Consider the following 26,209-nt stretch of genomic DNA (forward strand, 5'->3'; position numbering starts at 1 on the left):
GACGGCTCAGTCTATCCGGCGTTAGGCAAGATACCCTTTTTCGAAGAAAGTCAAGCAACCTTTAAAAACTCTGCCCGATGGTGAAGCCCACCTGAGAGGGGTTCATATTGTGAGCTTCGGCATCCAGGCCGTAGCCATATTCCACTCGCAGAAGACCCATGGGAGAGAACCAGCGCAGCCCAACGCCCACGGACTTGTAGACCCAGGGGTTGAAGCCGTCGCGTTCGCGCCAGATGGTGTTGCCCGCGTCGAAGAAGCCCAGACCGTAGACGCCGTAATGCTTGTTCAGGGGGAAGATGTACTCCAGGTTGGCGAAGTACATGGTGTCGCCGCCCACATGTTCGCCGGTCAGATGGGAGCGCGGCGAGATGGAGTCCACGGCGTAGCCGCGAATGTTGTTGATGCCGCCCATGTAAAACCGTTCGAACACGGGGAAGTCGCCGAAGCCGTTCTCGATGAGCACCGAGCCCTGAGCCCTGATGTGGAACACGGTTTCCAGGGGCAGGCTGCGATACCAGTTGAAGCTGTAGAACGGCTTCACGTAGCCCACGTCGCCGCCGAGGCCGGCGTAGGTGACGGCGAATTCGTTAATGGTGCCCTTTGTCGGCTTGGTGCGGCTGTCCGAGGTGTCGCGGGTGAAACCGCCGTAGACCGAGCTCGTCCAGTGCCAGCCCCTCCACTCCTGAATCATGGACGTGGCGAAGAGGTTGGTGTGGTAGATGTAGTCGTGTTCGAGGCGATAGTTCCAGGCCAGGGTGGAATATTCGCCGATGGGATACGCGAAGCGGATGTCGCCGCCGTAGGCGTCCTTGTAGAAGTCGTCGAACTGGCGCTTGGTGGCGTAGAGGTCCGTACCGGCCGAGAGCTTGGAGTCGTAGACCGCCGGGTTGGTGAACGAGAGCACGAAGCGGGTGGTCCGGCCGCTAATCATGCCCGAGAACTGGGCGGCGTAGCCCTTGCCGAAGAGATTTCGCTCCTCGATATTGCCGCCGAAGAACACCGAGTCGGAAGTGGAGTAGCCAACGCCCGCCGAGATGGAGCCGGTATTCTTGTCCTTGACCCGCACGCGCAGATCGACTTCACCGGGGTTTTCCGTGGGCACGGTCTCCACGTCGACCTTGTCGAAGTAGTCGAGCTTGTTGAGTCGCTCGTTGGACCGCTTGACCTTGGAACCCGAGAACAGGTCGCCGTCGGAAAGCCGCAGTTCGCGGCGGATGACGTTTTCGCGGGTCTTGTCGTTGCCTTCGACAGTCACCCGGCGCACGTACACTTTCTGGTTCTTGGTGATGACGTACGTCAGGTCGACGATTTTTTCCTCACCACGCTTTTTCATGTCCACATCGCAGTCGGCGAAGGCGTAGCCCATGTCGGAATAGGCTTCGGTCAGCTTGGCGATGTCGTTGCGCACCACGGAGCGGTCGAAGAACTCTTTTTTCTGGGCCAGCTCCTGGGCCTTGGTCAACGTGGCGAGCTTGTCGTTATCCATGAGCAGGTCGCCACGGTAGCCCACCGAGCCGACCTTGTAGCGTTCGCCCTCCTCCACCTGGAAGGTCAGGACGATTCCGTCCGGCTGGATATCCACCTGCGGCTGGCCCACCCGGGCGTCGATGTAGCCGTGATTGGTGTAGTAGTTCTCGATGGCCGCGGTATCGCGTTCGAGCAACTCTTCCTTGAGCACGCCGGTTTGCATGATCCAGGAGAGGAAGTTCTTCTCCTTGAGGCCCATTTCGTCCTTGAGGTCCGAAACGCTGACCTGCTTGGCGCCCAGGATGCGGATTTCCTTGATGTAAAGCTTCTTGGCTTCCTTGATATTGATATTGAGGCGGGCCAACCGGGGGTCGGTCTGCTCCAGGGAGTAGCTGACTTCGGTCTGATAGTAGCCTTTCTTTCTGTAGAGCTCGCGGATCTTTTCCAGGTCGTCGGCCAGCACCTGGAGGTTGAGCACGGAACCGGCCTTGGTGCTCATGGCCTCAAGGATGTCGTCCTTCTTGATCTCGACGGCTCCATTGACGCCCACGGCCTGGATGCGAGGCTTTTCCTTGACCACGAAGACCACTTTCTTGCCGCCGCGCACGTTGTCCACGCGGATCTGCACGTCGTCGAAATAGCCGAGGTCGAAAAGCCGTTTCAGGTCTTCGTTCACGGTCTTGCTGTCAAAGGGCTCGCCCACCTGGGTCTTGACCTTGAGCAGCACCACGTCTTTCTCCAGGGCGTTGTTGCCCTCGACATCCACCTCGGCGACCTTTTCCCCGGTCAGGCCCGATCCCGGAGCCCCGGCGGGCGCGGCAGCCCCGGCGACGAATTCTCCCTTCAGCTTGCCGGCCAGGTCGTCCACGGCCGCGGACAAGCCGACAAGCCCCGGCCCGGTGGCGTACACGCCTGCCGATTCCCGCAGGTTGGAGCCGACTCCGACGCTTTTGGCGTCCAGGCTGAGGCTGTCGCCCACCACGCTCAGGGAACCCATGACGGCATAGGACGCCTTGGCGGCCCGGGCCAGTTCCCTGGCCTGCTGGGCGGAGACGACCTCCTTGACCTTCTTGGCCTTCAGAACCGAGGCGGCCGTAGCGGAATCCACCACGGCCACTCCTTCCTTGCGGAGACGATCGGAGAGCTGCTGGCTGATACTTTTCCGCAGACTCTCGGCATCGCCGGGCGCGTTCACCTTGAAGGGCAACACCAGAACCTTTGCCTTGCCGCGCTCGGATTGGGCCATGGCCTCCTGGCCGAAAACGGCCAGGCTCAAGATTGCGACCAAGCCAAGGAACAAACCGGTGCATTTACGTCCGCGCATAGAGTTCTCCGCCATGCAGTTCCATCCGCCGCCCCATAAGGGAGGCCAGGTTATGGTTGTGGGTGACCACCACCAGCGTCATGCCGAGGTCGGCGTTGAGTTGGGCCAGGAGTTCGCCTACCCGCTGGCCGGTGGAATCATCCAGGTTGCCGGTGGGTTCGTCGGCCAGCAGAACTTTGGGCCGAAGAAGAAGTGCCCGGGCAATGGCGGCGCGTTGGCGTTCGCCACCGGAAAGCGTTGTTACCCTGTGATGCAACCTTTGTTCAAGTCCTAAAAGGCGCAAGACCGTCTCCGCCCGTTCGAAAACTTCGTTGCGCGGCATGCTGGCGATGAGCCCCGGCATGGCCGCGTTCTCCAGGGTGGTGAATTCGGGCAACAGATGGTGAAACTGAAACACGAACCCGATGTCGCGATTACGCAGTCTGGCCGCTTCATGGGGTTTCAGGGACTCCAAGGGTTGTCCGTCAAACAGCACCCGCCCTCTGGTAGGAGTGTCCAGGGCCCCCAACAGTTGCAGCAAAGTGGATTTTCCCGATCCAGAGGCCCCCAGAATGGCCACGGACTCGCCGGCCGCGATGTCCATGGTGATTTCGCCCAGCACCCGTACGGTCTCCAAGGGGCCTTGATAGTCCTTGCCCAGGCCGGTGACGCGGTACAGGGGGCTACTCATGGCGCAACGCCTCGGCCGGCTTGAGGGAGGCGGCCTTTCCGGCCGGATACAGCGTGGAAAGAAAACACAGGCCCAGGGCGGTCAGGGCGATGAGCGCCAGGTCGTGCCCCCGAATGAGCACGGGCAGGTGGTCCATGGGATAGACGCCGGGGGGCAGTTTGATGAACTGGAATTTCTTCAGCGCCCAGGCGGTGGTAAGCCCCAGGACGAAGCCGAGGGAGGTGCCCACGACGCCGATGATCACCCCCTGGAGCAGGAAAATGCGCCGTATGGTCTGGCCCGTGGCCCCCATGGACATCAGGATGGCGATGTCGCGCGTCTTTTCCATCACCAGGAGCATGAGCGAGGTCACGATGGAAAACGACCCCACCAGCACGATCATGATCAGCACCACGAAAAGGCCGAGCTTTTCCAGTTGCAGGGCGGCGAAGATGTTGCCGTTCGTGTCGATCCAGGTGCGCACATAGAAGGGAGGCCCGCCCACGGCCTTCTCCACCGTGGCGGCCATTTGCGTGGTGGCGTCCAGGTCGGACAGGCGCAGGTCGAGATACATGGTGGCGTCGGACTTGAAGCCGAGCATCTGCTGGGCCGAGGCGAGCGACACGAACACGAAGGACGAATCGAAGTCGTAAATGCGGCTCTTGAAGATGCCCACCACCCGGAAGATCTTGACCCGGGGGGTGAATCCCACGGCCGAGCCCCGAAAGGACGGAGAGAGGACGTTCACCTGCCCGCCCACGGTGAGCGCCATCATGTCGGCCAGTTCCTTGCCGATGACGATGCCCGGCACTTCGGCGTCCTGGCCCAGGGCGTCGAAGGAGCCTTCCACCATGTCCTGGCTGACGGTGAGCACGTTTCCGGCGGTTTTGGTATCCACTCCGCGCAGGATCACGCCCTTGGGCGATCCGCCCCGGGAGAGCATGACTTCGGCGTAGATGATGGGCGTCACCCCCGCCACGCCGGGCACGGCGGAGAGTTTGTCCATCACCGCCGAATAATTGCGAAGCGGCGCTCCGCGCACGCCCGTGATCATGTGCGACTGCATGCCCAGCAGCTTGTCCCGAAAATTCGTGGAAAAGCCGGTCATGACGCCCATCACCACGATCAAAGCGCCCACGCCCAGCCCCACGCCCAGAACGCTCATGAGCGAGATGACCGATATGAAGGAGTGCTCGCGCTTGGTGAGCAAATAGCGCAACGCGACGAACAACTCGAATTTCATTCGCTGGGCGTCCCCTCCGGCTTGAGCAGCGGAAACAGAATCACCTCGCGGATCGAGGCGTTGTCGGTGAGCAGCATCACCAGCCGGTCGATGCCGATGCCCTCCCCGGCCGCGGGCGGCATGCCGTACTCCAGGGCGCGGACGTAGTCCTCGTCCATGAAGTGGGCTTCCTCGTCGCCGGCGCTTTTTTCACGCACCTGGTCTTCGAAACGCAAACGCTGGTCCACCGGGTCGTTGAGTTCCGAGAAGGCGTTGGCCATCTCGCGTCCGGCAATGAACATCTCGAAACGGTCGGTGATGTCCGGATTGACATCGTTGCGCCGGGAAAGGGGCGAAATGTCCGTGGGGTAGCTGTGGATGAAATGGGGCTGGATGAGCTTGGGCTCCACGAGCAGATCGAAGAGTTTGGCCTGCAGCTTGCCCAGCTTTTCGCCCTCGACGGCCTTTTCGCCCTGCTTGATGACCAGGGCCTTGCAGGCGTCGTAGTCGTTATAGACTTCGGGCGGCACGCCTCCGACGGTCTCGATGGACTCGTGAAAGCCCACCCTCTTCCAGGTGCCCTTGGTCAGGTCGATGGTTTGGCCCTGATAGGTGATCACGGGCGAGCCGCAGACCGCGGTGGCCAAGTGGTCGTAGAGTTCCTCGGTGATGTCCATGAGGTTCTCGAACCGGGCGTAGGCCCAGTAGAACTCGCACATGGTGAACTCGGGATTGTGGCGGGTGGAAATGCCTTCGTTGCGGAAATTGCGTCCCACCTCGTAGACCTTGTCGAACCCGCCCACCAGCAGCCGCTTGAGATAGAGCTCGGGCGCGATGCGCATGTAGAGCTTCATGTCCAGGGCGTTGTGATGGGTCTCGAAGGGTTTGGCCGTGGCGCCGCCGGGGATGGCCTGCATCATGGGGGTCTCCACCTCGATGAAACCGCGTTCGTCGAAGAAGCGGCGCAAGGCGGAGATGATCCTGGTGCGGGCCTTGAAGATTTCGGCGGCGCGAGGCGTGACGATAAGGTCCACATAGCGCTGACGATAGCGGATCTCCACATCCTTGAGGCCGTGATACTTCTCGGGCAGGGGCCGCATGGATTTGGAAAGCAGGCGTACCGACTTGGCCTTCAGGGTGAGCTCGCCGGTCTTGGTGCGAAACAACGCGCCCGACGCGCCCACGATGTCGCCGATGTCGAATTTTTTGAACACGGCGTAGGCCGCGTCGCCCAGGTCTTCCTTGGCGGCGAAGCATTGCAGGCGTCCGGTGGCGTCTTGCAGGTGAAAAAAGGTCACCTTGCCAAACGACCGCAGGGCCACGATGCGCCCGGCCATTTCGAAACGTTTTTCCAGGGCTTCCAGGGCCGCTTCGTCCAGGGCTTCGTACTCGGCGCCCACGGCTCCCGGCGAGGCGTTCTTGTGGAAGTCGTTGGGGTAGAGCGGGACGTTTTCGTCCAGAAGCTGACAGGCCTTGGCCACACGGTTCTTGAGCACCTCATTGAGTTCGTCACGCGCGGCCAACGCTTCCAACAGGGGATAGAACCGCGGCGCCTTGTCCGACTTGTAAGGCAGTTTGAACTCGGGGCGACGGGAATTTTCCTTACTTCCCAAGGGATGACTCCATGATGCGAAACGGGGGTATGAACGAATCGGCATGACCTAAGGCAAAAGGGTGTAAGCGTCAAGGAAACCCGGCCCGGGATGAGAAAAGAGAAAAAAAAGAGTTGACGGCCAGCGCAGGTTTGCATAAAGGGTCCTCTCGCGTCGACGCGAAATGTTCCCTGGTAGCTCAATCGGCAGAGCGGGTGGCTGTTAACCACTAGGTTGGGTGTTCGAGTCACCCCCAGGGAGCCAGAAGATCCAAGGGTCCCGGATGAAGAATCCGGGACCCTTTTTCGTTGGAACGCCTGGGGCCCGCTGTCTTTCACGTTGTGGGGTGCAAGGGGTTGAAAAGCATGTAGGAAAATCTGGCGTTCCCTATGAGCGATATTCTTTCGCAATCGGCTCTCCAGCGTGTACGGTCGCAGGGAGATCGCTGCAGATCATGTCCACCATGATATCGCTGAACGCCTCGTCCTCCATGAAGCCTGTGACGATGGCGTCATTTCCGGCCATGCATCCGATCACGAAGTCGATCATGCGCCGCTTCAAAGCGAGCAGGAAATTTTCTTGTTGTTGCCCCCCGACCTGATGACATGTTCGTCAGCCAGGGACTTCGCCCGCACCTGGGGAAAAAGAGCCGTTCCACCACGGCGAAATTTGTACCCAAGCTCGTTCGGCACCTCGATGCTCCTGGAGAACGGAGCCTCGCCTTCCTTGGCCCTGCCCGTGCCGCCTGCGGTTGGGGCTCTTCACGTCATTGGCCTCGCCCCTTGCCGTCGTCCCCCGGCTCCTCCTACGCTCCAGGAACATGCGGCGCCCGAGGATCTCCAGGAACAAGTCGAACTGAAGCACGTCCTCCCCAAAGTATCCAGGTGGTAGCCCACGGGGCGGGAGAGTTCCCTTTGCCTAGCGCACCGGTCCGGGGGGACCGGCTCTGTCGAGCGACAAGAAGAATGTGTCTTCCAGGCCAGCCGAGGGACATGTGCGCGTCGTTGGGATCGGCCTCGAAATGACTTTTTCAACGGGCTGCTAACGCTCTGGCGATGAATTGATGAAGCATGATTGTGCAGGCATCAAACTGATTGGCGTAAAAATTGAAAGCGTTGAAGTCCAACAGTTGGCGAATATTTTCTGGAAGCGCGCGAACCTCAGGCAGTGACGCGTTGTTAACCAATACCGGGACAATCATACGGGATTGCGAAATCGCGCATTCGATCTCCTGGCGGACCCAGTCGTTGATGTCCATGATCCTATCGAAAGTATTCGGACATATCATCAATAGAAAGACATCACACGCGCGAACGGAATTCTTCAGCTGCTCCGGGAAAGGGCCCGCTGTCAGGGCTGATTGATCGAAGAAGACTTCAAACTTAAAGAGGTGACCCATGGTATGGGCAAGGTGACGAGTAAGGTCGACAGACTCGCTGCGGCGATAACTAAAGAACAATCGCAAGGGGCCCTTCCCCCCGACCGTTCCGGATGCGCCAAGGACCTCCAAGGCCTTCTTTCTAAAAGCTGTCTGAAACCACCGACGTTGAACAATCGCGGTAATTTCTTCGCGATAGTCGTGAGGAGAGCCATGCAACCGTTTCAAATGATCGGCTGACAAGTCAGACGCAACAAGATCAGCCACATTTTTCAACTGTCGCACGTCAACGGAATCCGGGATGGAACCGCTGTAGTACGACAGGACAACATCCACAAATCCAGAGATATCATTCGTAGACATTATATTTCTTTACTTAATTATTAGTCTAACCATAAATGCAATAACAGGAAGACCGACGACAGTAGGCCAAAAGATACTGTTGATCAACATGCATCGACGGGCCGCGGATACGGTTTTCTTCAAAACATCGCCTTGCTCGGAGGCGTAACGATCCAACAATTCGCAACGCTCGACAGAGCTCAGTGGTAAAAGCGAAGCAAACATCCCCTCGACAGCTGGCCTAAGACTGGGATCGTTAAGAGTCGCAAGCCGTGCCGCAACGTACCGTTGGACAAAGCTCAATTGCACCTTGTGACGATGCAACTCCGGGGAGGGACGACTCGCAAGGTCTTGTTTCCGTTGTTCCTCTTTCTCCCGCTGCTTAATCATTTCTGTGCGCTTCGCTTCTTGGCTTCGCTCAATCACCCGACGTATGCCTAATATGACATCTGCGGCAAACGAGGAAACCGCTGGCGACTTCGCTGTTTCAGACCATGAAAACATTTTCTTCTGGACTGGAGTATTTTCTGGGACCTTGTCATACCACAAGGGACAATCATACTCGCCGACGCAGAGCAAAAGATCACCCCCCGATTGACGGCTCCTCTGGTAGCAATGCAGATCAACCATGCGAGCAACAAGCTGCGTACGCTCTTCGTTTGTGAGCAAATCAATAGCTTCAGGCAGTTCCTCTGACGCCAAGTCAAATTCATCATGCAATATTATATTAAGCGCCATCATTGATATAGACCGCACAAACGGATGCTTTTCAATGGAAAGTATCCGTATGATATGCCCCACCGCCGCATGAGGATCAAGAGGAGCGGTCTCGCCTTTCGGGGACACTCCTTCATTGGAGGGCTGCACAAAGGCCATGGAAAAAGCCGCGACAGCGAGCTTTTTTTCCCGCAAGGAAACTTGGCTCGCATCATATCCGCGACCACTGTGTTGAAGACTCTCATCAATCCACTCGAGCAAGGTCGATGACAGACCATGACGCAAAAAGCGTAACGCCAGGCCAAACCCGTACCCGGCCCCCGAGACAAGCCATGCGTACATCTCCCAGGTTCCCCGGACACGATCCAGGAGATCTGGAATAATCTCGAGCATTTGAATTGTATGGGCGCGACACAGGACCGGAATGGCCGTCAAGGACATTTGCGTTATAATATGTTCGTCGTTTGACGATGCATAAGCGCGAATGAGTCGTTGTATTTCTTCATCCAAACTGTTTGGCGGATCTTCAAGGGCCAATTGTCCAACAATAGTAGCCACAGCAGAGCCAATAAGCTGGTTTGCTGTAATCCCCTCCTTGGAGGACATGCGGATCGAGACAAAGGCAATCGCTCTTCTATCCACTCGCCAATTTCCAAGCATCTTGAACAACTCATCACGCTTGTTTGCCCTGAGAACGCGTCTTAAAGCGGCCGCGACGACATTGTGCGCCTCGATGCTCCCGGAAGCGATGAGGGTCAGCAGGTGGGGCTCCACATCTTCCATCGACAACAGAGCGACCTCGCCAAGGGACTCGGCAACTGAGTCCCGAAAGTAATCGATATGGCGTGTCGACCGGAGCGTTTCCAGCTCGAAGGGAGAGTGCTTGACGGATTCAAGGACTAGTTCTGTCATTGTGGACAGCGAGGCAATAACTTGTCTCCTATGCGTGCTCCATGCCGCGTGCAGTATTGCGGAGCGCGTTTCGTCCCCGAGAGACTTCAACCGGGCCTGTCCTGTGCCGTCATCTTCAAACTCAAAGTAGCTTCCGCGTATGTTTGCAAGGTCGCTATAGTCTATGAATTGCAATGCCGTATCGCGCTGTCTCCAGGCTCCGGACATCAACTTTTCGATTGCGGAAAAAGCGATTCGCTCGTCAACGCCCTCAAAGAGAGCCAAGGCGATGGCCACAACTTTCTCACGGTCATTGATTTGATGATGAAACCATTTTTCTATTGTTTTCTTTTTGCTGCGCGCATGGGATATGAGCGTATCGATGTCAATATATTCGTCGTCACGCAACCGAAAGCTACTGACGAAGGCCTCGATTGCATAGGGAGACCCAAGCTCCAACGCCAAATAGCCGGCGACATCATCCGCCCCTGTCAGCCGGCTGAGTTCCGCCAAGTCCTCTTCATCAAGCTTCTGCTTAATAAACAGAGCCAGGTCGCCCGCGTTAAAGAGCTCGCTTTCCTCTGGTTCCGTCCAACTCTTTTCGAGAGACGAATCCAGCTTCCAGGCATGTCTGCTGCTTGTTGTGGCAATAACTATCCAATGCCGCGTATTGAGAACGGAATGCAAAGCATCTATATTTCCGCCTATGATAGACGGATCGACTTTCGTAACAACAAATATTGCAGGTTCCGTCTTACTTGATATCTTTGAAAACAAATCCTCATGCGCTGTGGAAGCGGTCAAAATTTCAAAGGCATCAACCTGATCCTCAGCGCCCTTGTCATTAAGCAGCTGCGCAAATTCCCATCCACATCGCAGTGCAGTCTCACGTTTGTTGCCGAGCCCGCCCGCAATAATCAAGATGCGCTCTTTTTCCAGGATTTCAATCAGACTTCGGAGGTTTGGTTCAGGGCGCTCCCCCGCTTCACTGTCATAGAGGATACGGCGAAAGTCATTATCGTACGTTTCACCTTTTTGGTCGATTAACGATGCATAGTTTTCAAGGATTGAAGAATTTGCTTTAAACATCGAATCCTTGCCGGTGGGGTTTTCCGTAGTCTCGGCCATACTTATCCCTTGGCTCATGTTAAAAGTATATTTTTGTATTTCCGCGCGAACAGCATGTCAAGACAATTGATTTAACACTTTCGCTTGACCGAACTCGCAGTCCTAAAAGCGGGCGTCGACTGTCATGGTTTTCTCCCCTGATCCTCGCAGAGTGTTGCAGCCGTACCCCCTGACAACCCGCCAAAAAAACGATTCGTGCAGCCTGTTCAAACAACGTGCTGGCAAGGCGCAAGAAAAATTCAATCTCGAAGCGGAGTTGGCATCCGTTGAGGGTTTGAGCTTTGCGCAGCAACGCAGCCAGCAAAAATTTTTCAGGCTACTGACCTCGGCAGGCCCGTGCGCGGTCCTCCTGCAAGGGATTTCACCGCCAATTGCCCATGAGAATAAACGGCGCCCAATAGAAGGGATGGGCGTAGCCGGCACTGGCGCCCTGCCCTGTCCGGGCATCGGTTGTCTCAGGCCTTGAAGCTTGCACCGCCTCGCCCCGTTTTGCGGAAGTATTTTCCTGTGTTATCCTGCCTTCCAGGAAGGCCATTTGCGTCTGGCGCAGGGCCTGGGAACGCGACAACTTCTTATTTTCTCGCGAGTTGTAAAAGCATTCCATGAACAAGGCCGTGCTTTCGTCCGCCACGGGCCAAAGGGTCGCCAGAACGCCTTTGGCTCCTTTGCGTTGGGCCAGGGCGCCAAAGCTTTCCACTTCGCGTCCGTCACCCATCTTCGTTCCCCCGCCCACGGCGGTCTCACAGGCTGAAAGCGTCAGCATGTCCAATCCCTTGAAGTTCAGATCCGTCTTCACGGCCTCCAAAGTGAGTCTGCTCCCGTCTCCGACAAGCAGGAAGGAGTCGCGTTCCGTTCCGGGTTTGAAGTGGAAATGGCTGGCAATATGCATGACCGGCTGTCCCGAGCCCAACGCCGTCCGCATGACGGACAGGGTGAAGTCGTTATCCAGATAGACGTTGCCAGGCAGAACATGGCTGATGGCCTCCATTTCGGCCCGCACCCCCGGCAACGGGGCAAAGCCTTGTTTCGCGTGCGTCAAACCGAGCCCGATCATACGCCAGTGCGTAACGGGCGTGTCCAGGTAGGTGCCGCGCGCGGCCTCGGTGAACATGGCCACCCCGTATTTCTGGACCAGATAGCCTTGGCCGTCGTGTAACGCGGCGAAGGGGACGTAGCGCAGGCTTCCGTCCAGGGAGACCATCAAATTTTTGGCATGCGCCTTTTCCAAGTCGGAAGCGATGGGACCAAGCAGCAGATCATAAAGGCGTCTCGCCATGGGCATCGGGTCGGTGGAGGGCGACTTGAGCCGTTCGCGATATTGAGCCACCAACGTATTGACCTCGCTGGACGCAATGTCCGTTCCCTTGTGGACGATTCCATCGGAGGTGGTCAGAATGACCCAAAGTTTATTTTCGGCCACGATGTAGTGCAACAGCACCGCCCCATCACCCAATTGACGCAAATCCGCCTTGATGACCTTGGTGTCCGGCAAATCCAGGGGCTTGACCTGGGCGGCCCCGAGGCTTTTTTCCAGATCGGCGAGATAGGATGTGAATTCCGTTCGGTAACCGGCCAACTGCTTTTCCAGTTCCTCCAGACGGCGTTTTTGGGTTTCATCCGGCATTTTGAGTCCCTTGAGCCGCGTATATTCCGTGGCCAGTGGCTTCATGCGACTGGAAAACTCCTCGAACCGCCTGGCCCAAACCGCTTCTTCTGGCGTGTAGACCGCTTTTGTGGCCCGCACGTCCCCTTGCGAGGCGTCGCGCCGCACAAAATCAAAGTACTCCTCCTCCTTGAGCATGCGCAAAACCTGCTGCGCCTCCGGAATGCGGCCCTGGGCCATGAGCAGGTCGGCCAGGCGGGTGAACACGAAGCTGTTCTTCTGGAGGAGATTTTTCTGAAGATATATTTCTAGACTTCCCCCACGCTGACGCATAGTCTGGACGATGTTGACGGCCTGTTTGCCATAATAAATGGCAGGCCCCGGTCTACCAAGCTGCACCAGCAAGCGTGAGTATGCATCCAAAATGTTCTTTTTCCATTCTTCATGCCCGCTGAGCAACACGACCATGACGGCCTTTCGCCTGAGCTCCCGTTCTTTTTCTGTTGCTCCAAGCCTTTCGTAGCTCCTGGAGAGATTATGCATCGCGGCCGCCGTGTCCGGATGAAACAAACCAAATGACTGTTCCCTGATCGCCAGGGCGCGCTCCCTGTAATTCCTGGAAGCTTCATGGTCGCCCAGTTCATCCAAGGCTGACCCCAATGCGGCAGCGCTCTCTCCGGTTCGCAGATGCTCCGTCCCATAGTATTTTTCAGAGAGCGACAACGCACGCTCGCACAGGGCCCTTGCTTTTTTGTGGTCGCCTAACCCACTATAGAAAAAAGAAAGATTACTGAGCTCATGCACTAGCACGGGGTTTGACGAACCCCTAACGGTTTCATAAATATCAAGAGCTTTCTCACCCAACTGACGAGCCTTGTCGTAGGAACCCAGCCGATAATAGACCATGGCGAGATTGCTCAAGGCTTGGGCAGTGTCGACATGCTTACCCAACTTTCTCTCCCGAACAGCCGCCGCTTTTTCAAAGAGGGTCTTGGCTGCTGCGTAGTCTCCCCACACAAGGTAAATCGCACCCAGGTTGTGCTCGGTCGTGGCGGTACTCACATGGTCGTCGCCCAGGCGCTTCTTCTGGATGACAACAGCCCGTTCCAGATAGGCTTTTGCCTTTTCGTAATCCCCTAAGTGTTCATAGCATGTTCCGATATTATTTAAACGTATCGCTACCCAAGGATGCTCGGGCCCGAGACTACTTTCCTGGATTTTCAGGGCCCGCTCAAAATAGACTAGAGATTGTGCCTCATCCCCCAGCAATCCATATGTCACACCAATATCGTTCAATACGTTTGCCAGATCACGGCCATCCTGCCCAGACCGCTTCGACAAGATGTCCCTCGCCAACTTAAGGTTCTCAAGAGCCTTGGAATACTCCCCAACCTGCTTGTAACCTTTTGAGATCACTTCCATTACCACTGCGACATGCAGGTCCTTTTCTCCATACCGCTTCTTATATAAAGAAAGACACTCCTCAAGCATTGGCCGTGCTACGGTAATATCTCCAATATCTAAGAGAACGTCCCCAAGCAAACGCATACTATAGGCTGTCCATGGACTGTTTGGACCGAGATACTCCTTTCGAATGGACAATGTCCGTTCATGAATACTTTTTGCTTTTTCATATTCTCCCATACACGAATAAAGCAGCCCAACTTGATCCAACGTTTTTGCTGTATCCACACTGTCTGACCCTGCTTTTTGCAAGATGGACAACGCACGATCAAGACACTGTTTCGCCTTGGGGTACTCTCCCAACTCTCGCAATATGCCACCAAGATCCGTCAATACGCCGCTCATAACGGGTTTACTCTTGGCATCCATCGCTTCATACAGAGCAAGGGCGTATTCATACCAATAACGAGCCTTGGGCAGGTCCCCAAGCTTCCAGTACGCAAGGGCCACAAACTGAATAGACAAAGCATAGTCCTCGGAGCTTGCCTCCGGTAGAGAACGAATACGCTTGACTTTTTCAAAATATTCAAGGGCGTGATTATAATCACCCGCCTCAATGAAACATTCTCCCAAATTCTTTAACGTATTTCCAACCAACTGATGGTCCCCGCCCAGGTGTCTTTCCCGCGCGACCAAGGCGCGCTCCAGGCAGGGCTTGCCTTTGTCCGGTTCTCCATTCAGAACATATGCATACCCCAGCCCGTTGACCGCCTCAGCCGCCTCCAGACTCTCCTTGCCCAACGAACGCTCCCGTATGCCAAGAGCCCGCTCCAGGTAGGGAACGGCGTCCACATATTCGTCGAGGTTTATATACTGCCATCCCAGTTCAAAAAGAGTATTGGCCAAATCAAGGTTGTTTTTGTCCAACCTCGCTTCCTGTATTGCCAAAGCCTGTTGGAACAAACCCTTCGCCCGCTTGTACTCCTTTTTGCCGTCTGCTTCCTGGCCTTGAAGAAACAACGCCTTTGCCCTGTTTAATTCGTCCTGCCCCTGCGTGGCGGCGAAAGTCGGTGAAAGTCCGCACAGGCTCCCCCCCAGGAGAGAACAGGCCAATGCGGCCACTATCAGAACATAGCGCCATTCTCTCCTGAGCTTGTTCACGCCTCCCCCTCAAATTTGGCAGTTTTCCACTGTCCAAGATTCATCACAATACAATAAAAAGGACGCCCTCATCTCCCTGGCGCGTACAGCCCCTTGAGCATGGCGGCCAATTCGCGGTTGGCGCCGTCTTTGTCCAGCAGGTTCTGGAGCACCTCGGCCATGGTGGCCTTTTGGCCCAGGCGATCCAGCGAGGCCAGGTAGAAGAGATACGGAGTCGCGTCGGTTGGAGGCAGGGTCTTCACAAGGCGCCGGTATTCGGCTTCCGCCTTCAGCAGTTGATTCCGTTGGGAAGCGTCCAGAGGGGCGTTTTCCGGCGTGACGCCCATGGAACCGCGAACGGTGATCTGGCCGGCCACGAGTTCCTTCTGGTCGCGCAACATCGGCGAATCCTTAAGCAGCGAGGCATCGGTCCCCAGCTTGACCACCTGGGGCTTTTTCTTTCCGAGCGTGTCCTGGGCGCGCTCGGGCTCGATGACGAGCCTGGCCGGTCCGCTCCAGGTTTCCGCCTTGCCCTGGGCCAGATAGCTCAAACGCAGGGAACTGCCCTGGGGCAAGTCCACCTGGTCGCCGGGCAAAAGCTTTTTGAACGTGCTCAACCCGACCGGCTGTCCTCCGTTGCGCACCAGGGCGGCCTTGCCGTCCAGGCTGGAAACCATGCAGGCCACCTGCGCGAACGCCGGCGAGGAAACGAAACAAAGCACGACCAGAACCAGCAGAACTACGCGCCTTTTCACGAGAGGCTCTCCTCTTTGTTTTCGATGTCGACGACTTCAAACACCGCCACGGGACGCGCCTTGCCCTTGACCGCCAGTTCCGCCTCTTTGCCGGTGACCACGGACGGGCCGGCGGCGATCACGGTGTCGCGGCTGGCGACCACGACGCATCCCAGTTGCTTGGTCAGTCCCTCCAGACGGGAGGCCGTGTTCACGGTGTCGCCAATGGCGGTGAACTCCATGCGTCTGGGCGATCCGATATTGCCCACGATGGCTTCCCCCGTGTGGATGCCCACGCCTATGCGAAAAGAGGACGGACCCAATTGGGGAAACCGTCGGACCACCCATTGCTGAAATTCCTCGGCCACGGCGCGCAGCTCAAGCGCCGCGAGAACGGCGTTGCGGGCGTGATCGGCGCTGACGTACGGCGTGCCGAAGACGCCCATGATGGCGTCGCCTATGAACTTGTCGACCATGCCGCCGTGTTGCTGCACGGCCTCGCAGGCTCTGCCGAAGTAGGCGTTGAGCAACTCCACCACTTCGACGGGCGTGAGCGTTTCGCTCAACGTGGTGAAGTTGCGTATGTCCGAAAAGAGCACCGTGATTTGCGCGCCGTCACCGCCAAGTCGGGGCTCGTCGCGGCTGCGCAGAATGTGTTCCAAGGCCTCTTCGGAAACGTATTTCCCGAAAAGACGTCGGATGCGGGCCCGATCCCGTTCGGTGCGGGTCATGCGCAGACCGCTCACGCCGGCAAAAACCGCCCCCAGCCCCACCACGAGCCCGCCGACAGGAAAGAGCTTTCCGGCAAGAAAGAACGCAAATCCCATGAGCCATCCAAGACCGAGCAGCGCACTTTTTACCCCGCCTCCGGTCCAGGGGCTTGAACGGTCGCAGACCAGGGCGGCCCCGACCAGAAAAGGCAACCAGAGCAGCGCGGCCAGCCAGAGGGGAAACATGCCCAGCCGTCCGGGATGCAGAAGGGTTTCCGCGATATTGGCATGGATTTCCACGCCGCTCATATCCCGGTGGCCCATCCAGAAAAGTTGACGGCTATAGGGCGTGGGCTGTCGGTCTCCCGAGCCCTTGAATTCCGCGCCGAGAAAGACCACGCGCCCCTTGACCTTGGCCGCGTCCGCCGGCGACAGCTCCGCATCGCCGACAAGATCGGCCAACGAAAGACGCTCGATGGTCCCCGGCGGACCGCAAAAGGCTATGGGCGAGGCTTTGGCCGGAGCGGCCGGCAACACGCCCTCCCCCTTGGCCGTTCGGACCGCCAAGGCGGACAGGGTCCACCAGGGAGAGGGCGGCTCGTAGCCGTCGGGAGCCCCGGGAGCGTCTTCCCGGCGGCCTTCGCCTTGGGGGTCGTAGGCCGGCACCATCCGACGCACCACGTTGTCGCCGTCACGGTGCAGGATGGTCAGGCCGACCTGGCGCAAATGCCCGGGCAAGGCGTCGAGATATTCACGGGCCGGGAACGGCACCTCGGTCGCCCCGCCGTCCCGCACGGGCCGCGCGCTCAGCAGGACCCCGCCCCCCGCCAGGGATTGGTCGAACGTCTGGTCATAATCCAGAAGCCCGTCCGGGATGTTGGCGGGACCCAGCGTTCGCAGCCATTGTTCCGGCGTTATGCCCAGGTACATGTCCATGGCGATGGCGGCGGCCCCGGCTTTTTTGAGACGTTCAAGGGCCTTGGCGTAAAGCGGACCCCAAAAGACCAGGGGGGTGTCCGAATTGGCCGCCAAGACCCTGTTGTCGAGCGAAACGATGAGCGTGTCCCGAGGGTCGTGCCGCTTGCCGCCGAGCACATGATAGACGTCCCAGCACCAGCGATCGGCGCTGGAAAGCAAGCCCGCGCTTGTCCCGGACAGGGCGGCGGCAAGGGAGAAGAAAACCACCGCCGCCAAAGAAAGGGCGCGACGCCTGTCCATGCATTTCACCGCCAATTGCCTATGAGAATAAACGGCGCCCAATAGAAGGGATGGGCGTAGTCCACGGAGGCGGCGGTTCGACTGGAATCGGACCGCTCTGCCCCGCCCGAGGCCTGCACGGCCTCGCCGCGACGGACGGCGGCCGTGGCCCGCGTGACCTTGCCCTCAATGAGCTCCAATTGCGCCTGACGCAGCGCCTCGGCCTTGGAGAGCCCGCCGCTTCGGCGCAGCCCGTAGAACAGACGCATCAACTCGCCCGTGCTGTCGTCGTCCACGCTCCACAGCGTGGCCAGCACCCCTTTGGCGCCCTGACGCTGGGCCATGGCCCCGAAGCTTTCCACTTCCTGGCCGTTGCCCATCTTCGCGCCGCCGCCCACGGCCGTTTCGCAGGCCGAAAGTGTGAGCACGTCCACTTCGTTGAAGTCCATGAGTTTCAGCTTGTCCAGGGTCATGCGGTCTCCGGTGCCCAGCACCAGGAAGGAGTCCTTTTCCGTTCCCGGATTGAACTGAAAATGGCTGGCGATGTGCAGGACCGGGGCCGCGTCCAACGCCTGGCGCAAGGCGTCTTCCGTGAACTGGTCGTCCAGTTTCACCGTCCCGGGAATGGCCTGGGACACCGACTCCAGTTCTCCGCGCACCGCCGGCAGGGGGTTGAAGCCCGCCACGGCATGGGTCAAGCCCAGGCCGGTGAGAGTCCAGTCCTGGGCGGGCTTGTCCTTGAGATTCTGGCGCGCCACTTCGGTGTAGACCACCGTGGCCCAGCGTTGAGCCACCCACTGCTTGCCATCGTAAAGCGCGGCCATGGGGACGTAGCGCAGGGCTCCGTCCAGGGAGAACATGAGCGTCTTGGCCTCGAACCGTTCCAGATCCGCCTGGAGCGGGGCCAGGATATACCTGTAGAGCTCCTGGGCCAGGGGGCGCGCGTCCTGGCGGGGATCGCCCAGGGCCTGGCGAAAGCGCCCGATCAACGTATTGAGGTCGGCGGCCTTGATGGTCGATTCGCGGGCGATCTGGGCGTCCGGCGTGGTCAGGATGAGCCAGAGCTTGTCCGGGGCCGCGATGGTGTGAATAAGCGCCGAACCCTGTCCCAACTCCCTGAGTATCCCCTGCAGGGCCTTCAGATCCTTGAGTTGCATCTCGCCCAGTTCGCGAGCCCGTTCGGGCGAAACCTGCGCCAATTGGGTTTCGACTTCGGCCATGCTCTTGAGGAACTGGGCGCGTCCGGCCTCCAGGTCCTTGGTCAAGGCGGCGTAGCGGGCCTGCTCCTCGGGGGTGAGGCCCTGTTTGAGCTTCTTGCGCAGTTCGCCGTGTTCCTTGCCCAGGACGACCAGCGTAGCGCTGATTTCCTGAAAACGCTTGGCGCAGCGCTCCTCGGCCGGGGTGAAGGAGGCGGTGGTGGCGCGCACGTCCTGGCCCGCGTCACGACGCACAAATCCGAAATACTCCTCCTCCTTGAGCATGCGCAAAACCTGCTGCGCCTCCGGGATGCGGCCCTGGGCCATGAGCAGGTCGGCCAAACGCGAGTATATCACTGCATTGTCTTGGAGGAACGACTTCTGAAGCACCTTGTCCAGGGAGGCGATGTTTTGGCGCATGGCTTGAAGGACATTCACGGCCTGCTTGCCATACAGAATGGCCGAAGACGGATTGCCCAGTTGCGTTTGCAGATCGGCCATGAGGGACAGGATACTTGACTTAGAAGAGAGGTTATCAGAGGCAAGAATAATGGCCAGGGCGCGTTCAACGCATTGCTTGGCTTGGCTTGGCTCATGCAAGTGCCAATACGTAAAGGCTAAATTGCTCAAGCTCACCGCCGTGTCCGGATGATCCGGCCCCAGCGCCTTCTCCTGGATGGCCAACGCGCGCTCATGCAGCACTTTTGCCCGGGCGTGCTCGCCAAGGGAGGAAAGCAAAAACGCCAAGTTGTTCAGACCGGTTGCCGTGTGCGGGTGCTCCGGTCCCTGTGCCTTTTCCCATATGGCCAACGCGCGTTCATACAGCGCTTTGGCCTGAGCGTATTCGCCCAACGATTCATGTTTACCAGCCAAATTGTTCAAGGCCACCGCCGTGTCCAGGTGATCCGGTCCCAACACCTTCTCACTGATGGCCAACGCTCGCTCATCCAGCACCTTTGCCTGGGCGTGCTCGCCAAGGTAGGAGAGCACGGCCGCTAGGTTATTCAAACTGGTGACCGTCTCCGGCTGCTCCGGTCCCAGCACCTTCTCACTGATGGCCAACGCTCGCTCGCACAGTGCTTTGGCCTGGGCGTACTGGCCAAGAGAGGAAAGCGCACATGCTAGGTTGTTCAAACTGGTGGCCGTGTCCGGGTGCTCCGGTCCCAGTTCCTTCTCACGGATGGTCAGGGCGCGTTCGTACAGCACCTTGGCCTGGGCAAAGTCCCCAAGGGAGGAAAACACTCCCGCCAAGGCGTCTAGATCCGTGGCGACTTCCACATGTTCCGGTCCATATCGCTTCTCATCGACAGCCAAAACGCGCTCGTACAGCGCCTTGGCCTGGACGAAGTCCCCAAGGGAAACGAGCACTGCAGCCAAGGCGATCAAATCTGGGGCGACTTCCGCATGTTCCAGTCCATATCGTTTCTCATCGGCAGCCAGGATACGCTCGTACAGCGCCTTGGCCCCAGGCAAGTCGCCGGACTGCTCCAAGCCCGTCGCCAGGCTGAACATCGTGACGGTCGTCTGCTTGTCCTCCGGTCCGCCCCCCCCTTTCCGGATGGCCAACGCACGCTCGCACAGCGCCTTGGCCTGGACGGAGTCCCCAAGGGAGGAGAACACTCCCGCCAAGGCGTTTAGATCCGTGGCGACTTCCTCATGTTCCGGTCCGTATCGTTTCTCATCGGCAGCCAGAACGCGCTCGTACAGCGCCTTGGCCCCAGACAAGTCGCCGGACTGCTCCAGCACGCTCGCCAGCCTGAACATCGTGACGGTCGTCTGCTTGTCTTCCGGCCCCAGCACCTTCTCCCGGATGGCCAGGGCGCGTTCATACAGCGCCTTGGCCTGGACGGAGTCCCCAAGGGAGGAAAACACTCCCGCCAAGGCGTTTAGATCCGTGGCAACTTCCTCATGTTCCGGTCCGTATCGTTTCTCATCGGCAGCCAGAACGCGCTCGTACAGCGCCTTGGCCCCAGACAAGTCGCCGGACTGCTCCAACACGCTCGCCAGCCTGAACATCGTGACGGTCGTCAGCTTGTCTTCCGGCCCCAGCGCCTTCTCCCGGATGGCCAGGGCGCGTTCGTACAGGGGCTTCGCCGCTGCGTAATCACCGTCTGCTTGCGTGATGTCGGCCAGCACGCTTACGGTCACGGCCGTGTCCGGGTGCTCCGGCCCCAGCGCCTTCTCCCGGATGGCCAGGGCTTCCCGTGCGGGCTGCAAGGCTTGTTTGTACTTTCCCTGGTCGCGCAGCGATTCGGCATACTCCAACAAATCGGTCGCCACGGCCTCGTCCGGATTTTCCCCGCGAGCCTGCGCCATACGGGCGCTCCATTGCTTCAGCCCAGGAATATCATTCTGTTTTTTGGCAATGGATATCAGCCCGTCCAGAGCGTCGACACCTGCTGGATTCAATGTGACGGCCGCTTCAAATTCCCGCTTGATGCCAGGGAGGTCCTCAGTCCTCCAGAGCCCCCACCCCAACCAGTTGCGGGCCAGGTAGGACTCGGGAGCCAGTTGGGTCGCCTGTTGATACGGGGCAAGGGACGGTTTGGCCTCTTTTGCTTTGAACCCCTGAACAGCGTAATGCTCCCGGGTGGCCGCTCCCAGGGCCTTGAGTGCGGGGAGGCTGGTTTTTTCCTCCCACAGGGCCTTGGGGCGCTGCTGCGCCGAAAGGGGCAGGCCGTTGGCGGCAAGAACGTTCAGGAGCCCCTCGCGCAGGCCCTTGAGCCCCGTGTCCGCGTCCAGGGGAAGAACGGACTCGGCCGTCGATCCGGTCTGGGCATCGAAAAGTCGAACCGACACGGTGCGTTGCGCGGCGTCCGTGATTCGGCCTTCCAGCACGTAGCGCACCCCGGCCTGTTTTGCCGCCTGGGCTAGCGACAAGCCCGGTCCTGCCCCGGCGGCATAGTCCAGAAAGTCCTTTTCGGACGGAAAGAGTTTTTTGATTTCCCAAAGAAATGCTTCTCGTTTCAGCCCGTCGTGCACGTAGAGCGTCATTTCGAGCGCGTTCTGCACCCCCAGGGCCAGGCCGTCGTCGGCCTGGCCCTGGGCGGGCAGGATGGGCAGAACCACGAGTTGGGGACGATCCGCGGCCCGGGCGCCGACCGCCAGCAACAACGTCAGGGCCACCGCCAGAATGGACGGCACCAAACGCGTTTGCATGTGTCACCTCACGTTTGCCCGACAGGCGGGCCTGACCGCGCTCTCCCTGTGCATGCTCCAGCCAAAAGAAGCAAATCCGGGAGATATGAAAAAATGCAACAGAAACAAGGTGCTACTGTGCATAAAAATTCCTGACCAACGGGCGCGACCCAAAGGCCGCGCCCGCGACGCGGTTGCGTCAGGGAATCAGAAGCAGATAATCGGACGACACGTTGCCGTTGTTCTTGACCTTGATCTTGAAGGGGCCAGTCCAACGGGGACGCCATTCCACCAGGCACCGGGAGGTGCTGTCATCATCCTTGCCGATGAGGTTGCCGTTTTGGTCGTAAACAAACAGATCGAGGTCGGTGTCCCCGTCGCCGATGATGGCGGCGGCGGCGGGTTCACTTTCCCTGAAGGTCAGGGTGAAGACGTCGGTGGTGTGGGCCTTCACGTTTTCAAGAATCCGCTTGGGACCGCCGACGACCTGACGCGAACCGCCCATCTTGCTTTCCTGCTCGATGAGTTCGAGCAGCTTGGGATTGTCTTTCGCCATCGCCTTGGCCTCGACCAGCAGCTTCTCGGGCGAGGGGACCTGGCCCTTGCCGGCGGCCTGGCTGGTCGCCTCCCCTTCGGTGGCCTTGGCCTGCTTGGCGTCGGCGCTGGGGGTGTTCTTCATGATCTGGGCGGCCGTCAGAAGAGCCAGGGCAGACTTGTGGGTCCGGCCGTAGTCGATGAGCTGGGCGGCCATGGCCAACGCCTCGACACGCTTGACGTCGTCGGAAGGCTTGGCTCCCTTGGCGTCGGAGACGTTGGTTTTGGCATCTTGGGCCAGGGCGGCCGGAACCGCCAGCGAAAGGGCCAGCATGGCGTACAGGACACAGCGAAGCACACGTTTGAGCATCATGATCCTCCTGAATGCTAAAGGGTTTCTTTACAAAATTTCATTGCACCACCTTGAACGCGGCGAGAAGGGAAGACCATTCCTCCGCGGGTTGCGCCGAAACGGCCTCCCCCCTGGTCTTGTTGCCGACGCTTCCCGCAAGCAGGGTCTCCAGCGTATTGCCTGCGCCGCGAATACCGCCGTGAAACGCGTCCTGTTCGACAATGCGAACATCCACCGGCGTTTTACTCGCCAAGACGCGAAGGTATTCCACGTCCTCGGTCATTTTGAGCCCGCTCTCACAGAACGCCTTGGATTCCCCGGCCTTGACCAGATACACCGGATCCGTGGGGTTGATGGTGGAGCCGGAAAGCGGGACGGCCAAGACATGCCCGTCGCGGGTGAAATTGATGATGTAAAACCAATAGTCCTCATTCGACTGGTTGCGTATTTCAAAAAAAACCATCGTCGGCGCGTTCGGTCGTTCGAGTTCGGAGAGGTTCGAAAGGCTCGCTTTTCCTACGAATTTATACAGCTTGTTCAGGATGCGCTTGTATTGTCCGCATCCCTCCTGAGGCTCCTGGGCCGAATCCGCGGGGAGGTACAGCTTGACATCGACGGCGTATCCCCCGCCCTGTCCCGGCGCGGAGGGCAAATCCAGGAGCCCGCGCACCTTGAGCAGCCTTCCCAGATCCTCCTGGAGGCGCTTCAGGCCCCGGTCGTCCAGGAGATAACGCAACTGCTTCTGACCGTTCAGGAAACGTTCCGCCGGTGTGAGCATCCAGCACTGAACCGGATTTCCGGGCGCTGACGCGGGCAAGCCCCTGCCTTCGGGAGCTTCGAGGTAGCTTTTGACATCGCCTTCACCGGGGCGAAACACCCATAGGACCACATCGCTGTCGGATTGGGCGCCGGTCACTTGGATCGCGGGCATTTCCTTCAGGCGGGCGCGCAGCGTATCGAGCTGCCTTGCGTCCTCCGGCGAGTCGGCATGGAGATGCACGCGCAACGGCCTGTCGGCAGGCATGTACGAGGACAAAATGAGTTGGTCGCCGGCCTGGATCGATCCCGAGATCGATCCCTTGGCCCGCGTGGTATCCAGCAAGTCGATGGTGACGGTCCCCTCTTGGCCCGGGGCGGCGTCAACCTTCCGGAAGACCGACCCCTTGGTCACGCCCAGGATGGAACCCGCCTCGATGGTGGCGACCGTCTTGTCTGAAGACACATAGAGCACGGCATACCGGCCTGGTCCCGCTTCAGCCCGTTGGCCGCGCACTCCCAGGGTCTTGTCGCCTTCGAACTGCGGCTGCTGACCGTATCCCGCGTTGGAGAGCATGGCGGCGGCTCTCTTGAACACATTGAACCATGTTTCCGATGGACCGGCGTCGCGCAAGCTTTTGGCCCAGAACCAGGTGAATGCTCCCTGTTTTTTCGCGGTCGCGGCGTCTTCGAACTCCATTGCCGGCTCCTCGTCGCGCGCCGCTCCGATGGCCAGCCAGTCGTGTTGGGGCTTATGGTAGGGAAGAAGGCCGAGCGGATGGGGACGTGCGTCCAGCGCCGTACCTCGCGTCTGCAAGGCCCCCGCGCCCCTGGTCACGGTTCCGGAATGGCAGGAATCCGACACGAATACCAACTGACCGCACTTTGCCGCCAGGGAGTCGAGCAGCCCATCCAACTCGTCGTCGAGCAGATCGTATGTATCGAGATTGTAGGTGGCCGGGAGGCTGATCTCGGACAATTGGGCGGGATTGCACTGCACTTTGGACGATGGCGGCTTAGAGTCTGCGCGCGAACCGCTCGTCACGAGAGTCGAATCCAGCCCGCTTCGACTGGATTCGTCTCCATTGAGATCGCACGCGCGGGAACCATGCCCCGAATAGTGGATGTAGACCAGATCGCCAGGCGATGCGGTTGTCGTCAGCGCCTTGATGGCGGCCACCACACGCGAATGCGTGGCCTGTTCGTTCTCCAGAACCGCCACGTCCTCTGCCTTGAACCCGAACGAAGGGGAAGTCAGGATGTCGCGCATCAGGGCGACATCGTTCAGGGCGCCTTCAAGGTCCTTGTTGTTGCCGGAGGCGCTATAGGAGTTGATCCCGATCAACAGGGCCCGCTTCGTTGCCGCCGAAGCGGTCCGGACATGGAAACAACAAAACACGACAAAGACCAACAAGGCGACACCCCAGCGGAATTTCTCGGTTTCCAGAGCGTATTGTGCCGTGCGAATCCTGGTCATACTCCTCTCCTGTGACCGGGAGGACATCCCCCCGTTATGGCCCGCCGCACATCGGGACGGGCGGGTCGACCAGGCCCGATACCATCCACGCGACGCATGCGCGATGAAAACAACCGGACGGGTTTCCCGGCCCCAGTCGATAAGACGGCCGTTTCGGTGTTACTTGTCGCCTCCGCCGCGAAAAAGTCGTGTTTCAAGATTCTCGACACGCATGCGACAATCCACGGCGGAATAATCCGGAGAAAAAGGCTTGGACAGGGCGCGAACGGCCAAGACAAGCCCGGCGTCGAGGCCATCGCCTTCGAGCCGGTCGCTCAGGCGTTGCAGCGTGGCCTCAAGATAGTTGCGGTCGCCGGGCGAAAGGGTGATTCGTCTTTCGCAGTACAGCTTGAGCAGCATCGCCACCTGCCCCAGTTCATGCCAGGTGGCCTCGGTCCTGTCCGTCCAAAGCCGGCCGCCCTCCTTGACGCCGTTCGGGATCAAGGCCGGAGGCGGCTGATCGCCGCCCTCGCCGGTCAGAATCCGCTGGAGACGCCATTGTCCCGCCGCGTAGGCCTTGGCCCGGTCCGGCAAGGCCGAGAGGGTCGCCGGGGACCATCCTTCCCAAGACAAGTGCAACGGGGCCGGTTGGCCCCGGCTGGCGACTAGCTTCGAGGGCGCGGACAGAAGAAATTCCTGGAAGGAGGGATCGAGCAGGCTCCGGTTCGTCCACGGGTTGACCATCAAGAGCAGCAATGCCGCCACGGCCAGGCTTCCCGCAACCAGGGACCAACGCGGAAAGACGAGACGCGCCACGGCGCGGTCCGGCCCGGACTGCTGGCCCGACGAAACGCCCAACGCGATCCACACGTTCCGGCAGGACGAACAGCGGTCGAGATGCTTGAGCATGTCCTCACGGTCGGGATAGCCAGCGGGATTTTCCGCGAACGCCGCCAAATCCCGGGCGTCAGGGCAGGCTCCCGGAGAGGGGTCGGGGACTTGCGCGACCAGGCCCAGCCTCGCGAGCCGCGCCGAATCGGGGTGTTGCGGCCCGTCGTCCTCCTTTGCGCCCAGGCCGCGCGAGATGTCTGAAGATTTTTTTGTCATGGCTCTCCATAAGACAGACGGACAAGGCGCTGTCCTTTGCCGTCACAAATTTCCCTGAAGGCTTGCGGTCCGCTTCACAACGAATTGTCCGAAAGGCGACCGAACCCGAACGCCGCGTCAAATATTGATATATCAATTGTTGTAATCACATCGAAAGGATATCTTTTCTATA

General features: G+C 59.1%; 14 protein-coding genes and 1 tRNA gene. 1 reads left to right on the top strand and 14 read right to left on the bottom strand.

Translation table 11 applies throughout. The features are described 5' to 3' along the window. Positions 1-61: 61 nt before the first annotated feature. The 4 genes from bamA to lysS are packed head-to-tail and all read right to left on the bottom strand — an operon-like array spanning position 62 to position 6,275. Positions 62-2,791, bottom strand: coding sequence for an outer membrane protein assembly factor BamA (bamA, locus tag ACYQ01_RS16905; protein WP_459934989.1), 2,730 nt, complete (start codon positions 2,789-2,791; stop codon positions 62-64). After that, positions 2,778-3,461: an ABC transporter ATP-binding protein gene (locus ACYQ01_RS16910; protein ID WP_459934990.1), complete on the bottom strand. Its 684-nt coding sequence runs from the start codon at positions 3,459-3,461 to the stop codon at positions 2,778-2,780. Before ACYQ01_RS16910 ends, bamA begins: the two co-directional genes overlap by 14 nt. After that, the gene (locus tag ACYQ01_RS16915) at positions 3,454-4,683 is read right to left on the bottom strand and encodes an ABC transporter permease (RefSeq protein WP_459934991.1); all 1,230 of its coding nucleotides are present in this window, start codon (positions 4,681-4,683) and stop codon (positions 3,454-3,456) included. Before ACYQ01_RS16915 ends, ACYQ01_RS16910 begins: the two co-directional genes overlap by 8 nt. Then, complete coding sequence (gene lysS / locus ACYQ01_RS16920; protein WP_459934992.1) at positions 4,680-6,275, bottom strand: lysine--tRNA ligase; 1,596 nt, start codon at positions 6,273-6,275, stop codon at positions 4,680-4,682. Before lysS ends, ACYQ01_RS16915 begins: the two co-directional genes overlap by 4 nt. 167 nt (positions 6,276-6,442) lie before the next feature. Between lysS and ACYQ01_RS16925 the strand changes: the two genes are divergently transcribed. Next, positions 6,443-6,518, top strand: a tRNA-Asn gene (locus ACYQ01_RS16925). A 123-nt stretch (positions 6,519-6,641) separates the two neighbouring features. Here the strand turns inward: ACYQ01_RS16925 and ACYQ01_RS16930 are convergent. The 10 genes from ACYQ01_RS16930 to ACYQ01_RS16975 all read right to left on the bottom strand — a co-directional run bounded on the left by ACYQ01_RS16930 (position 6,642) and on the right by ACYQ01_RS16975 (position 26,037). Continuing rightward, a complete protein-coding gene (locus ACYQ01_RS16930) occupies positions 6,642-6,803 on the bottom strand; it encodes a hypothetical protein (RefSeq protein ID WP_459934993.1) in 162 nt (53 codons plus the stop codon). Positions 6,804-7,284: 481 nt separating this feature from the next. Further along, on the bottom strand, positions 7,285-7,995 hold the full coding sequence (locus ACYQ01_RS16935; RefSeq protein ID WP_459934994.1) for a TIR domain-containing protein: 711 nt from the start codon (positions 7,993-7,995) through the stop codon (positions 7,285-7,287). Positions 7,996-8,004: 9 nt separating this feature from the next. Then, entirely contained in the window at positions 8,005-10,710 is a 2,706-nt protein-coding gene (locus ACYQ01_RS16940; RefSeq protein WP_459934995.1) for a hypothetical protein, read from the bottom strand. A gap of 361 nt (positions 10,711-11,071) precedes the next feature. Further along, positions 11,072-14,878 (bottom strand): tetratricopeptide repeat protein, encoded by a 3,807-nt coding sequence (locus ACYQ01_RS16945; protein WP_459934996.1) that lies wholly within the window; start codon positions 14,876-14,878, stop codon positions 11,072-11,074. 68 nt (positions 14,879-14,946) lie between these two features. Next, on the bottom strand, positions 14,947-15,612 hold the full coding sequence (locus ACYQ01_RS16950; protein ID WP_459934997.1) for a hypothetical protein: 666 nt from the start codon (positions 15,610-15,612) through the stop codon (positions 14,947-14,949). Beyond that, complete coding sequence (locus ACYQ01_RS16955) at positions 15,609-17,519, bottom strand: CHASE2 domain-containing protein (RefSeq protein ID WP_459934998.1); 1,911 nt, start codon at positions 17,517-17,519, stop codon at positions 15,609-15,611. The genes ACYQ01_RS16950 and ACYQ01_RS16955 overlap by 4 nt, the downstream gene beginning before the upstream one ends. Positions 17,520-17,524: 5 nt before the next feature. After that, positions 17,525-21,853, bottom strand: a complete 4,329-nt coding sequence (locus ACYQ01_RS16960) for a CHAT domain-containing protein (RefSeq protein ID WP_459934999.1) — start codon at positions 21,851-21,853, stop codon at positions 17,525-17,527. Positions 21,854-22,031: 178 nt separating this feature from the next. Continuing rightward, on the bottom strand, positions 22,032-22,739 hold the full coding sequence (locus ACYQ01_RS16965) for a hypothetical protein (RefSeq protein ID WP_459935000.1): 708 nt from the start codon (positions 22,737-22,739) through the stop codon (positions 22,032-22,034). Positions 22,740-22,776: 37 nt separating this feature from the next. After that, positions 22,777-24,951: a caspase family protein gene (locus ACYQ01_RS16970; protein WP_459935001.1), complete on the bottom strand. Its 2,175-nt coding sequence runs from the start codon at positions 24,949-24,951 to the stop codon at positions 22,777-22,779. Positions 24,952-25,110: 159 nt separating this feature from the next. Then, positions 25,111-26,037 carry a hypothetical protein gene (locus ACYQ01_RS16975; protein ID WP_459935002.1) on the bottom strand — a complete coding sequence of 309 codons (927 nt, stop codon included), beginning with the start codon at positions 26,035-26,037 and terminating at the stop codon, positions 25,111-25,113. Positions 26,038-26,209 lie beyond the last annotated feature (172 nt).

The organism is Fundidesulfovibrio butyratiphilus, from assembly GCF_054657235.1.

What these genes read in the sequence shown, in the direction of transcription:
- bamA (WP_459934989.1), bottom strand. Translation starts at nt 2,791, where the DNA reads ATGCGCGGACGTAAATGCACCGGTTTGTTCCTTGGCTTGGTCGCAATC.
- ACYQ01_RS16910 (WP_459934990.1), bottom strand. Translation starts at nt 3,461, where the DNA reads ATGAGTAGCCCCCTGTACCGCGTCACCGGCCTGGGCAAGGACTATCAA.
- ACYQ01_RS16915 (WP_459934991.1), bottom strand. Translation starts at nt 4,683, where the DNA reads ATGAAATTCGAGTTGTTCGTCGCGTTGCGCTATTTGCTCACCAAGCGC.
- ACYQ01_RS16930 (WP_459934993.1), bottom strand. Translation starts at nt 6,803, where the DNA reads ATGATCGACTTCGTGATCGGATGCATGGCCGGAAATGACGCCATCGTC.
- ACYQ01_RS16935 (WP_459934994.1), bottom strand. Translation starts at nt 7,995, where the DNA reads ATGTCTACGAATGATATCTCTGGATTTGTGGATGTTGTCCTGTCGTAC.
- ACYQ01_RS16940 (WP_459934995.1), bottom strand. Translation starts at nt 10,710, where the DNA reads ATGGCCGAGACTACGGAAAACCCCACCGGCAAGGATTCGATGTTTAAA.
- ACYQ01_RS16955 (WP_459934998.1), bottom strand. Translation starts at nt 17,519, where the DNA reads ATGGACAGGCGTCGCGCCCTTTCTTTGGCGGCGGTGGTTTTCTTCTCC.
- ACYQ01_RS16960 (WP_459934999.1), bottom strand. Translation starts at nt 21,853, where the DNA reads ATGCAAACGCGTTTGGTGCCGTCCATTCTGGCGGTGGCCCTGACGTTG.
- ACYQ01_RS16965 (WP_459935000.1), bottom strand. Translation starts at nt 22,739, where the DNA reads ATGATGCTCAAACGTGTGCTTCGCTGTGTCCTGTACGCCATGCTGGCC.
- ACYQ01_RS16970 (WP_459935001.1), bottom strand. Translation starts at nt 24,951, where the DNA reads ATGACCAGGATTCGCACGGCACAATACGCTCTGGAAACCGAGAAATTC.
- ACYQ01_RS16975 (WP_459935002.1), bottom strand. Translation starts at nt 26,037, where the DNA reads ATGACAAAAAAATCTTCAGACATCTCGCGCGGCCTGGGCGCAAAGGAG.